Here is a 12,669-nt window from a genome sequence, read left to right on the forward strand (position 1 = left end):
CGATACATCGCTTATAGATTTTGCTAAATTATGATTTTTCACCATATTTTTTATCTGTAAGTTTTCCGAAACTATCACTTGGTTTTCGTTTATAATTTCACTTGAAATCTTATGCAGATAATCTTTTCTTGTATTAGTTATTTTCTCATAGTATAGTGCTGTTTGTTTCCTTTTTTTCTGATAGTTCCTACTCCCCTTTGTTTTATTTGCTAATTGTCTTTGCAATTTTGTAAGCTTTTTCTCATATTTTTTAATTGTCTTCGGATTTTCATATTTCTTTCCATCTGATGTGATACATAAATCTTTTATTCCTAAATCCAATCCTATTTTCCCGTTTGTTTTTACAAGCGGACTATGTTCAGTTTCTACAAGAACAGACACATAGTACTTGCCGCTTGGTACCTTAGATATAGTTGCAGCCTTTATCTGACCTGAAAATTTTCTATGTAATTTTATTTTTACCCTTTTTAATTTTGGCAGCTTTATCCTTTCTCTATCAAAATCTACAGTTATATTCCCATTTGTAAAATTGGTTGTATATGATTTACGATTACTGTGCTTACTCTTAAACTTCGGATAACCTGCATGTTCTTTGAAAAACTTTTGATAAGCATTATCCATATCATAAATTGCATTTGTTAAAGCAAATTTATCTACTTCTTTTAGCCATTCATAAACTTTTTTCAGCTCTCTATTGCAATAATTATTACAATCTGTTTTACTGACAGACTTTTTTTCTTTTTCATAAGCATCTTTTCTGTACGCAAGGGTTTGATTATACACAAAACGGCAACAGCCAAATGTCTTTACTAACTGTATTTCTTGTTCTTTGTTTGGATAAATCCGATATCTATATGCCTTTAACATTAAGCTCACCCGCCTTTCTACCCTTGATTTTTTATATATTGCTTTAACATTTCTTCAGAAATATCGCATACATTTCTTTTAATGCTAAAAGCTTTTTTCTGTACTTACATACAAAAATAATATGATACTGTAATAAATATTTGTGTCTATTCTTTGATTTCTATACTCCCATAACGCCGGTTATTGTATCACAAATATCTATTTTTGCCACCTTAATCCACCGTCTAAAGCCAGTGGGTTAAGGTAGCATTATTTCAAAATATGTTTCATCTTCAATATTGATAAATACAGCCTTTCCCTTATCTTCATATCCATTTTCTATATCTTTGCTTGTTTTTTCAGATCGCACCATAATGTACGGTATACCGTCATATTCTAATGCCATTGCTTTATATGGTCTGTCAGGTTTTATATTATCATCATTATCAAAGATACTTTTCACATCTATTGTTTTGAGCTTTTCCCCTGTTTTAATATCATATATATCAACATTAAATTTATCAAGCTCCGTAGTTTTTAAATTAAATCCCAAAGGGTTTCCGTTTTCATCCCAAAAAGTATCCAAATACCTTCCCTGTAGGTCATTATCTATAGCGTATTTATTGGGAATTATATCATCATCCTCACCTCCCCATCCCATATTATCACCGACTCCATTATATAAATAGATTACATATAATGCATTGTTATCCTCATTAATTTCACTTGCATAATAACCGGTTTTATATGTAAGATCATATCCTCCTCTCTCAACCTTATCTGCTTTTTTAGTACAAGCACATAAGCATAGGCAAAGTAATATACTGATAAAAATTTTATTTTTTTTCATTTATTTCCCCTTTATTGTTTGAATTTCCCAATATCTCCATAAATGATATCCTTGATTTTGAGGTATCCTCATACTCGTTTTCCAAGATATGTATCTGCTCGAATTTTTTCCCCGGTTCTTCTAAAATATTACATCCACCGCTCCACAATTTTCTTCTAAGTTCCTTATCCTCCTCGGTACCTACATTTCCAAACTCAACAGTAGGATTTTTAATACCACACCCTACTCTTAACAGCTCTTTAAATCCTCTCTCATTACAGGTCTTATTATGCTGTTTAATGCTTTCTCAAAATTATCATTATCCGCCATACTTAATCTAAGAATATATTCCGCTATAAACTCTTTGGTTTCTTTCTTCTTTGGAACTTTCAAAAATGCCTTATCAAAATTTTTGTTTGCAAGTTCTATGATAAAATCGTCTTCATTACATTCTTTCAAAGAAGTATACATACCTGATAACTCCTGTGGTGAAAAACCCAAACTTTGTATTTCATTTATTTCACCATCTGTCAATTTATCTCTTAGTGAATCATAGTTACTTATATCACCGTCTATTTGCAGATTTGACTCAATGTATTTTACCTCAAATTCATATACCGGTCTATTATTCTTATTTACATAAAGGTATAAGATAACCAATACAAAACATGCAATAAAAAATATAACTTTTTTCATACACTGACTTCCTTTTTCATTCCTTAATCATCTAATTTTTACCGGATTTTATATATCTCCTTAACTCTTCCATGCTGTACACTTGATGATTAAAACCGTCATAAGAATCCTCCGCTTTTACTATAACGCCGTCAAACACAAGCTTATGACCTTCAGGACTCAGTAGTTCCAGTATATCCTCAGCTTTTATATCTTTCGGAAAAACAAATATAATATTTGCAAAAATATTTTTTCTTTTAAGATAAGCTACCTCATCTTTCAGTTTAGGAAACATTGCATACAATTTTTCGTTATTATATGGCAAACTCCTCACCGATGTAATTATTCTAATTTTATCATCGTAAATCGAATCATTTATTCTAAACATGTTTTTTACAGCTATATTTAAAGTAATTAGATTTTTAGGTAATAGCTTTTTGATTGGTATATATTCTTCTATACTTTCACTTGAATCTGAATATTCTACTTCATTAGGAAGCTCTCCGTCATAAAAACTCATATCATCAAGGCATAAATAAAATCTTCTGCTACTATCGGCGTATCTGTCTCCACTGAATTCAAAATTTTTTACCATAAAGCAAACAAAGTTTTTCCCATTGAACTTCGTTATAAAAAATTCTTGGTCTGAATCCGGTTGAATATTATCTAAACCCAATCTTTCAAATTTATTTTTCATATCTATTGTTCTTATTTTTCTACCTGTTTTTATATTATATACATCTACAGTAAATTTTATAAATCCATTATTTTCAACATAATATGTATCCGGCGCATCATTACCTGTATGCTTTCTAATTATTTTTACTCCTACTTTCGTATGAATATCAAATGTGTAGTTATTATCAGTATCAATACTTACTATATATCTGTCATCATATTTGTCGTCATATAATTGGATAGCATAACTGTTATTACCTTCTTTATCTGACTCACATGATACATATCCGGTATCTTTACTCTCAATATAATAACTTTTGTACGGTTCGACCAACTTACCGTTAAACCAAGGGCATACTATTATACCAATCAAAAAAATTATAAAATAAGCTTTTCGTTCATCCACTTATGCAGCCTCCTCTCACTTTAAAATATCCGACTCTATTATATCTATAATCTCATCATCACTTGGATTTCCACTAAGTACTATATCTAATGAAAAATCCTTATGATACTCATCACTTATTTTTTTATAGTTCTCCTTCAAATCAGGAAACATATAGTTTATTTTTTCATTATTTTCTATAGTGTTGTATACATCTGTCAGATGTATCTTTCTATAGCCTTCCCAAAACCCCAAATTTTCTACTGAATATCTTTCCTCACTGCTATGTGAATCAGAATTTCTTTTATTTTCTGCCATAAGACTGTTGATTTTTTTCATAAGAACAAAATTATCCTTATTTTTATTTTCAATTTGTATTCTCAAGTCCTCATATTTTTCTTCAAAAAGTTCACCGGATTTAAGGTCAATATATATTGTCTTTTTTGAATTATCATATACGTCATCAAGTGTTGTTGCTATGTCTTTCACATCAAAAGCCAGGCATGGTTTATCCTTGTAATTACATGTTGCAAAACCGGTACAATCAACCGGCATAACATTCAAATCATGCATTTTAAATATTTTGTCTATATATATAGTATTTAACAACTCTCCGGTTTCCAAATCAAATACTGAAGCAACAAATTCATCCATCTCTCTTTCTATGACAAAATCTCCGGACTTTCCTTCAGTCAGGTCTAATTCTCTTTTAGATACCATCTCAAGGTTCACTTCTACAGCGTATTCTTCAGGAACTGTCAACATATATGTTACTTCTGATTCTTCACTACCGCTGTCAATATCCTGTATTGTATAATAAGATCTTTTATCACTGCTTATCCCACTTGCACGGAATTTATTTTTTATACCCCAAGTTATATAATTCGGTAGATCCTCTGCATTCTTAAGGTCATGTACTCTTACATTCTCTTGGAATTCTCTATATTTTCTATTTTCTTTAGAATTATTCCAGTTTGTTATATAAATTACTATGCAAAGCGAAAATATCAATATTACTGATATCTGTATATCTCTTTTCATCCTGCCTCCTGTAAAATAAACTTACTCACGCCTAATCTTATTATACTTTTTATATAAATAATGTAAACCGTTAATATTTATTATGAATTTACTTTCATTGTTTCTACTATAATAATATTTTTTCACATAAAAAGACAGGGTTATTTATCCCTGTCTTTTTATATTTATTTTAATAACTCATCCATTGTATGCCAGCCCAGTACTGCGCATTTTACTCTGGCGGGCATATGTGAGATATCTCTTAAGGCTCCCGCCTCGTCAAGTTCTTCTATCTCTTCTTCACTTGCCTCTCCCTTTATCATTCGCAGGAAAATATCGGAAAGTCTCATAGCCTCATCTTTTTTCAGCCCTATTATCATATCAAGCATAATATCGGCTGAAGCCTGTGAGATAGCACAGCCGTCACCTACAAATGCACCGTCTTCTATGATGCCCTCATCATTTACTTTAAGTTTTAATGTAATATGATCACCACAGCTTGGATTGATACCGTCAAGTACAAGGTTTGCATCCGGCAAATCATGCTTATGATACGGCCTTAGATTATGCTCTGTCAGAATTTCATTATAAAAGGCTCTGTTATCACTCATCGTATCCCATCTCCTTTCTTATATCCGACAGAGCGGCTGACAATGCATCTATCTCTTCTTTTGTATTGTAGAAAGAAAGACTTGCTCTTGTAGTCGCATTTATCTTAAGATGCTGTAAAAGCGGTTGTGCACAGTGATGACCCGCCCTTACCGCAACACCCTTTGAGTCAAGGATTGTAGACACATCATGTGGATGCACGCCCTCCAATACAAAGTTGATTATTCCACTGTGTTTATCCGGATCCTTTGAACCGAGTATCCTTACATACTTATTCTTTGAAAGAGTCTCAATGGCATATGCACTTAATTCTCTTTCTATAGCCTCTATCTTGTCATAGCCGATGCTTTCTACATAATCAATAGCTGCCGCAAGACCTACCGCACCTTCGGCATTTACGGTACCGGCCTCAAATTTATGAGGAAGCTCTGCATATGTTGCCGTATCTCTGCTTACATACTCTATCATCTCACCGCCGCTAAGAAACGGAGGCATGGCATCAAGCAACTCTTTCTTTCCATAGAGTACACCTATACCCATAGGTCCGCAAAGTTTGTGGCCTGAGAATGCGAAGAAATCCGCATCTAATGCTTTTACATCTATTTTCTTATGAGGTATGCTCTGTGCGCCGTCTACCACCGCTACGGCACCCACACTGTGTGCTTTTTCAATAATATACTCTATAGGTGTAGGTATACCGAGTACATTTGAAATCTGTGTGCAGGCCACAATCTTTGTCTTTCCGTTAATTTTTGAGTCTATCTCGGCCTTTGTAATCTCACCGTCTTCCTCGCAGTCAAGGAATACAAGCTTTGCACCTGTAGCTCTTGCAACCATCTGCCATGGAAGCAGATTGGAGTGATGCTCAAGTATGCTTACCGCTATCTCGTCACCTGCTTTTATATTATTTAAGCCATAGCTGTAGGCTACAAGGTTAAGGCTCTCTGTCGCATTTCTTGTAAAGATAATTTCTTCACTGCCTGAAGCATTGATAAATTTTGCCACCTTGGTTCTGGCATTCTCATAGTCCTGTGTGGCTTCCACACTCAACTTATATACTCCTCTTAAAGGATTGGCATTGTGGCGCTTATAAAACTCATCTATAGCATCAATTACTACCTGCGGTCTTTGTGAAGTTGCCGCACTGTCCATATATATCACATCACTTGAATCTAAAAGCGGAAAGTCGGCTCTATATACGCTCTTGCTCATCTTCACTACCTCCCAGATAAACATTTATCTTCTCTTCAAGTGCCACATTTTCAAGCTTTTTTCCTATAGCATCTATTCTCGCTCTTGCCACCATCCTTGTAACACTTTCCTTGTCCATTCCCCTTGATGTAAGGTAGAAAAGCATCTCTTCATCAAGATTTCCGATTGAAGCACCATGTGTTCCGACCACATCTTCCTCGGCACACAATATTATAGGTATACTTTGATTGTGTATATCCTGACCTAAAAGCAGTACATCTTCACTTTCTTCTCCGACAGCTTCCTTTGCACCTCGTTTAAAATCTATCGTACCTCTAAGAAGCTTGCTTGAATTGTCATTCAGCACTCCCGATGTTATCATTTTTGATTTGCTTGATTTTGCTATATGGTCTGCCACATAGTTCAGATCTATCTGATCCTTTGCCTTGCCATAGTATCCAAGTTCGGACTCGAACTCACTTCTTTTTCCTACCAGACTTGTTCTGGCTCCTGCAAAGATTTTATTTCCGCCAAGTAAAAGTTGTACAAGTTCAAATGAAGCATATTTATCCACACTTGCACCGATATCATTTAGCGAAATATCACCGTCGGACTGTAATCCTGCCTGATAAAGCCTTACCTTTGCATTATTTTGTGCAAAGACAAATGTCTGTACAGCCAAAGCACCGCTGTTTTCTTCATTTGAAGCATAGTCCATCCACACGCTTACATCACTGTCTTTTGCCGCATAGATATATACTCTTACCTTTGCAAGGTTTTCCTTATCTCTGCATATACTTATATGATTTTTTGAAACTTGTCCTGCAAGTGTATTTATAATAATATTTTCGCTTCCTTCGCTCATAAGTTCACTCATACTTTCACCCATTCCTGTAGGCAGCAAAGTCATCTTTTCAATATTCTCATTTGAAAGCTCATTATTTGCATTTTCATTTAATACTTTTATGTTTGCGGTACTTGTCTCACTTGGAACAGATAAAGCAGTCTCATTCATCTTCAGCCATCTCCAGGTAAGAACCGGCATTTTATTTAAAATAATATCTTTCATTAACCAATACTTCCTTTCATCTCCAATTGAATAAGATTGTTCATCTCTACCGCATACTCAAGAGGCAACTCCTTAGATACATTGTCTGCAAATCCGCTTACTATCATTGCTCTTGCATCTTCTTCACTGATACCGCGGTTCATAAGATAGAACACGGCATCATCACTGATCCTTCCTATCCTTGCCTCATGGCCTATATCCGCATCTGCACATCTGATATCCATTGCCGGTACGGTATCCGAGCGTGATATATCATCAAGCATCAGTGACTCACAGGATACTGACGACTTTGAGTTTTTTGCCTTTTCAGATACTACTACAGCATTTCTGAATGTGGATATGCCGCCTGCTTTTGATATTGATTTTGTACTTATAACTGATGATGTGTCAGGTGCCGCATGTACTACTTTTGAACCTGTATCAAGATTTTGTCCTTCACCTGCAAATGTGATTCCGGTAAACTCCATTCTTGCACCTCTACCCTTTAGTATACTCATAGGGTAAAGATATGATACATGTGAACCGAATGAACCTGATACCCACTCAATTCTTCCGCCTTCTTCCACTACAGCCCTCTTTGTATTGAGATTGTACATATTTTTTGACCAGTTCTCAATAGTTGAATATCTAAGTCTTGCATTCTTTCCTACATACAGCTCTACACAGCCTGCATGAAGATTTGCCACATTGTATTTCGGTGCCGAACATCCTTCTATAAAGTGAAGGTCTGCGCCCTCTTCCACTATAATAAGTGTATGCTCAAACTGTCCTGCTCCTTTTGCATTAAGTCTGAAATAAGATTGCAAAGGAATATCCAGATGTACGCCCTTCGGCACATATACAAATGAACCTCCTGACCACACCGCACCATGTAATGCCGCAAACTTATGGTCATTCGGCTTTACAAGTTTCATAAAATGCTTCTGAATCATATCCGCAAATTCACCATGCATCGCACTTTCAAGGTCGGTATATACAACTCCCATCTGTGAAACTTCATCTCTTACATTGTGATATACAAGCTCTGAATCATACTGTGCTCCTACACCTGCAAGTGACTTTCTTTCCGCCTGCGGAATACCGAGCTTCTCAAATGTATCCTTTATCTCCTCCGGTACATCCGACCACTTGGTCTTCATATTTGTATTCGGTCTTACATAGGTAACTATATTGTCCATATCAAGACCTTCTATAGACGGACCCCATGGCGGAACTTCCATCTGATTATATATTTGTAATGCCTGTAATCTGAAATTCTGCATCCATGCAGGATCATTCTTTTCTTTTGAAATCTGAGATACAAGTTCAGGTGTAAGACCTGCGGCTATCTTGAAGTTGTCTGTATCTTCATTTCTAAAGTCATAAATGCTCCTGTTGATGTCTTCTACATATGTCTTTTCCTTCATCATTTGCTCTCCTGAATATACTTTTCAAATCCGTTCTCATTGATTTCGTCAACTAAGGAAGCATCCCCTGTCTTTATGATTCTTCCTTCCACCATAATATGTGTATAGTCAACTTTTAATGACTCAAGTATTCTGGTACTGTGAGTGATTATAAGAAGAGCACCGTCTTTTCTCTTTTGATATTCCTTAACACCTTCTGAAACTGTTCTTACAGCATCCACATCAAGTCCCGAATCCGTCTCATCAAGTATTGCAAGCTTTGGTGAAAGCATAAGAAGCTGCAAAATCTCGGCTTTTTTCTTCTCACCGCCTGAAAAGCCTACATTCAAAGCTCTGTTGGCATAGTCCTTGTCCATATTTAAGACTTCCATGTTCTTTTCAAGTTCTTTTTTGAACTGCATCATCCTTACTCTCTTGCCCGAAACAGCCTCTACCGCATTTCTTATAAAGCTGCTTAGAGGAAGTCCCGGTACCTCAAGCGGATTTTGGAATGATAAAAACATTCCCGCCTTTGCACGCTTATCTGCCGACTCATCAACTATATTCTTTCCGTCAAATATAATTTCTCCACCGTTTGTAATATACCTCGGGTTGCCCATCAGTGCATAGCCTAGAGTTGACTTGCCGGCTCCGTTCGGTCCCATCAGTACATGTGTCTCACCCTTTTTTATTTCTATATTTACTCCATGAAGAATCTCCTTTAAATTCTCATCATCTTCTATGGAAACTGTTAAATTATTTACATTTAATAATGACATCGATCTTTCCTTTCACTTATCCCATGAGCATGGGTAATCTTGTAACAGATCTATCTCTGTTACTTGCATAATGGAATTTTAAAGCTTAATTCCCAGTAAGTCAATAGGAATTAAAAAAAAGCCCTCATAAAAGGGCTTTTAAATGCTTATGTATTTAATTTTGTACAATATATTATACAATACCCTGTGCAATCATTGCATTTGCAACCTTCTCAAATCCGGCAATATTTGCACCTGCCACATAGTTGCCTGCCTGATTATATCTCTTGGCTGCATCATCCACCTTTTTAAAGATATCCTTCATGATGCCTTTAAGCTTCTCATCAACTTCCTCAAATGTCCATGAAAGTCTCATAGCATTCTGGCTCTGCTCAAGGCCTGAAACAGATACGCCGCCTGCATTTGAAGCCTTACCGGGCATAAACAGCACACCGTTATCCTGAAGATACTTTGTAGCTTCAAGTGTTGTAGGCATATTTGCACCTTCCGCTACGGCAAAACATCCGCCCTCTACAAGTGCCTTTGCACCGTCAAGGTCAAGCTCGTTTTGAGTAGCACATGGAAGATAGATATCACATTTGATATTCCAGATTCCTTTTCCTTGTGTATACTTTGCAGAAGGTACTCTGTTTGCATACTCTGAGATTCTCTGTCTCTTAACTTCCTTGATATCCTTAACAATATCTACCTGTATACCGTTCTCATCATATATATAACCGTTTGAATCACAAAGTGCCACCACCTTTGCTCCAAGCTGCTGTGCCTTTTGTATTGCATAGATTGCAACATTTCCTGAACCTGTAACTACTACAGTCTTTCCTTTAAGTTCCTTATTGTTTGCCTTAAGCATCTCATCAAGAATATATACAAGACCGTAGCCTGTAGCCTCTGTTCTTGCAAGAGAACCGCCAAACGGAATACCTTTACCTGTAAGCACACCCTCAAATAATGTTGAAAGTCTCTTATACTGACCGAAGAGATAACCTATCTCTCTTGCCCCTACACCGATATCTCCTGCCGGTACATCCGTGTCTTTTCCTATATGTTTATAAAGTTCACTCATAAAGCTTTGGCAAAATGCCATCACTTCTCTGTCTGATTTTCCCTTAGGATCAAAGTTTGAACCGCCTTTTCCTCCGCCCATAGGAAGACCTGTAAGTGAATTCTTAAGCACCTGCTCAAATCCCAGGAACTTTAAAATAGATTGGTTAACTGTAGGATGGAAACGAAGTCCGCCCTTATAAGCACCTATTGAGTTGTTGAACTGTACACGATATCCTTTGTTTACCTGTACATTCCCCTTATCATCTACCCATGGAACTCTGAATGAAATGATTCTCTCAGGTTCTACAAGTCTCTCCAATATACCGTTCTTTCTGTAAACTTCCTCATTAGCGTCTACAACTACCTTCAATGACTCCAAAACTTCCTTCACCGCCTGATGAAACTCAGGTTCATTCGGGTTTGCAGCTACAACTTTTTCTAAAATCTCTTCTACATATGACATAAATATACCTCCGAGGCTTTCTATACTTTGACAGTTCAACATACAAACTGTTCACAAAAAAAGGCAAAGACTCCCTATCTAAGCGTCTTTGCCGAACACAAGTCATTCTATCAGATATTTTTCAAATGTCAATAGTATTTAAAATATGTTTTATACAATATCCTGTAAAATTTCTAAAGAATGGAATTTTCTGTCAATATACTTTTTCATCATAAGATCCAGAGTCTTTTCTATTTCAGACAGTGCCTGTTCCGTTATTACAAAGGTAAAAAGCTTCTCAGGTCTTGTGCAAATGATATATTCCCATGTATATATTGCGGTTTTATCCTTCATCTTCGGGCTTGGGTTATAGTCACTGTTTAAAGCCATAATTTTTAACTCAAATATTCTTCTTACCAGTCTGTTTGGAATAGATTTTTTGGTAAGAGCAAGCAAAGTATAATATATAAGCTTCAAGCTCTCCATATCTACAAGTGCTTCTTTGGTATAGTAGTCAAGCATCTCCAAAAAATATGTACCGTAGCATGTACTTTCAATGTCATCACTTATTTCTTCAAAGTAGTTGGCTATATCGGCACTTATAATATTGTAGGAGTCTCTGCCCTCATACAGCTTAAACTTGCCATAGGCAAATATCCTGGCATAACCCATCATCTGGTTGTTTATCCTTCTGGCTCCTTTTGCAAAGGCATAGATTTTGCCTCTTTCTTTGGTAAATATAGTAACTCTTCTGTCAAAATCGCCGACAGGCATTGATTTTATTACAATGCCTGTCAATTCTATATTATCTCTCACATTATATCCTTCGGATTGTAACCGAAGTTTTTCATCTGTACATCTGAATCTCTCCACTTCGGTCTTACCTTTACCCACAATTTCAAATTTACCTTGCACTCAAGTAAGTTCTCTATATCTTTTCTGGCAGCACTGCCTATTTTCTTCAGCATACCGCCACCTTTACCTATAATGATACCTTTATGTGAGTCCTTTTCACATACAACAGCAGCCTCTATATCTACCATACCGCCGCCTTTTCTGTAGCTCCATGTATCTATCTCCACAGCAATACCATGCGGTATCTCATCCTGTAAAAACTTAAGTGCCTTTTCTCTGATAAGTTCCGATGCTATCTGCTTTATCGGCTGGTCTGTAACCGTATCTTCATCATAATACATCGGCCCCTCAGATAAGTATTTGAATATAACCTTCAGCAATTCATCTGTATTTGTTCCCTTTAGTGCGGATACCGGCACTATATCGGCAAAATTCATCTTAGATGAATACTTTGCTATCACCTCAAGTATATCATCTTTTTGTTTCAGTGAATCCACCTTGTTGACGGCAAGAATTACCGGTACCTCTACATCTGAAAGTATCTCAAATATATGCTCATCACCCTCACCTATAAAGGTACCCGGCTCTACCAGCCAAAGCACTAAATCCACATCACGCAAGGTTCTTGTAGAGACCTTTACCATGTACTCTCCAAGCTTATTCTTTGCCTTATGTATACCCGGAGTATCAAGGAATACTATCTGACCTCTCTCATCTGTGAATACAGTCTGTATTCTGTTTCTTGTAGTCTGTGGCTTGCTTGATGTAATAGCTATCTTTTGCCCTATCAGCGTATTCATCAATGTTGATTTTCCTACATTCGGTCTCCCTATAAGGGCAACAAAACCTGATTTCATATATT

The 12,669-nt window shown here is 36.2% G+C and carries 13 protein-coding genes and 1 pseudogene; all 14 read right to left on the reverse strand.

Going from position 1 to position 12,669, the window contains the following annotated elements:
• A partial coding sequence (locus HMPREF0381_RS11860) for an RNA-guided endonuclease TnpB family protein (RefSeq protein WP_008752228.1) occupies positions 1–867 on the reverse strand: 867 nt, incomplete at its 3' end.
• A 70-nt stretch (positions 868–937) separates the two neighbouring features.
• Positions 938–1,027, reverse strand: a pseudogene (locus HMPREF0381_RS16105) (IS200/IS605 family transposase); the annotation flags it as partial.
• Positions 1,028–1,105: 78 nt separating this feature from the next.
• Entirely contained in the window at positions 1,106–1,696 is a 591-nt protein-coding gene (locus HMPREF0381_RS11865; protein ID WP_008752229.1) for a hypothetical protein, read from the reverse strand.
• Between the two features lie 228 nt (positions 1,697–1,924).
• Positions 1,925–2,371: a hypothetical protein gene (locus HMPREF0381_RS11870; protein ID WP_008752231.1), complete on the reverse strand. Its 447-nt coding sequence runs from the start codon at positions 2,369–2,371 to the stop codon at positions 1,925–1,927.
• A gap of 31 nt (positions 2,372–2,402) precedes the next feature.
• On the reverse strand, positions 2,403–3,434 hold the full coding sequence (locus tag HMPREF0381_RS11875) for a hypothetical protein (protein WP_008752232.1): 1,032 nt from the start codon (positions 3,432–3,434) through the stop codon (positions 2,403–2,405).
• 15 nt (positions 3,435–3,449) lie between these two features.
• Positions 3,450–4,454, reverse strand: coding sequence for a hypothetical protein (locus HMPREF0381_RS11880; RefSeq protein WP_008752233.1), 1,005 nt, complete (start codon positions 4,452–4,454; stop codon positions 3,450–3,452).
• Positions 4,455–4,618: 164 nt separating this feature from the next.
• Positions 4,619–5,044 (reverse strand): Fe-S cluster assembly sulfur transfer protein SufU, encoded by a 426-nt coding sequence (sufU, locus tag HMPREF0381_RS11885; RefSeq protein ID WP_008752234.1) that lies wholly within the window; start codon positions 5,042–5,044, stop codon positions 4,619–4,621.
• Positions 5,037–6,254 carry an aminotransferase class V-fold PLP-dependent enzyme gene (locus HMPREF0381_RS11890; RefSeq protein ID WP_008752235.1) on the reverse strand — a complete coding sequence of 406 codons (1,218 nt, stop codon included), beginning with the start codon at positions 6,252–6,254 and terminating at the stop codon, positions 5,037–5,039. The genes sufU and HMPREF0381_RS11890 overlap by 8 nt, the downstream gene beginning before the upstream one ends.
• Positions 6,235–7,302 carry a SufB/SufD family protein gene (locus HMPREF0381_RS11895; RefSeq protein WP_008752236.1) on the reverse strand — a complete coding sequence of 356 codons (1,068 nt, stop codon included), beginning with the start codon at positions 7,300–7,302 and terminating at the stop codon, positions 6,235–6,237. Before HMPREF0381_RS11895 ends, HMPREF0381_RS11890 begins: the two co-directional genes overlap by 20 nt.
• The gene (sufB, locus tag HMPREF0381_RS11900) at positions 7,302–8,708 is read right to left on the reverse strand and encodes a Fe-S cluster assembly protein SufB (RefSeq protein WP_034772807.1); all 1,407 of its coding nucleotides are present in this window, start codon (positions 8,706–8,708) and stop codon (positions 7,302–7,304) included. Before sufB ends, HMPREF0381_RS11895 begins: the two co-directional genes overlap by 1 nt.
• Positions 8,708–9,466, reverse strand: a complete 759-nt coding sequence (gene sufC, locus HMPREF0381_RS11905; RefSeq protein WP_008752238.1) for a Fe-S cluster assembly ATPase SufC — start codon at positions 9,464–9,466, stop codon at positions 8,708–8,710. Before sufC ends, sufB begins: the two co-directional genes overlap by 1 nt.
• Positions 9,467–9,638: 172 nt before the next feature.
• Positions 9,639–10,973, reverse strand: a complete 1,335-nt coding sequence (gene gdhA, locus HMPREF0381_RS11910) for an NADP-specific glutamate dehydrogenase (RefSeq protein WP_008753796.1) — start codon at positions 10,971–10,973, stop codon at positions 9,639–9,641.
• A gap of 150 nt (positions 10,974–11,123) precedes the next feature.
• Positions 11,124–11,768, reverse strand: a complete 645-nt coding sequence (recO, locus tag HMPREF0381_RS11915) for a DNA repair protein RecO (protein ID WP_008752240.1) — start codon at positions 11,766–11,768, stop codon at positions 11,124–11,126.
• The gene (gene era / locus HMPREF0381_RS11920) at positions 11,765–12,664 is read right to left on the reverse strand and encodes a GTPase Era (RefSeq protein ID WP_008753772.1); all 900 of its coding nucleotides are present in this window, start codon (positions 12,662–12,664) and stop codon (positions 11,765–11,767) included. Before era ends, recO begins: the two co-directional genes overlap by 4 nt.
• Positions 12,665–12,669 lie beyond the last annotated feature (5 nt).

Origin of the sequence: Lachnoanaerobaculum saburreum DSM 3986 (assembly GCF_000185385.1) — a bacterium.
Lineage (GTDB): Bacteria > Bacillota > Clostridia > Lachnospirales > Lachnospiraceae > Lachnoanaerobaculum > Lachnoanaerobaculum saburreum.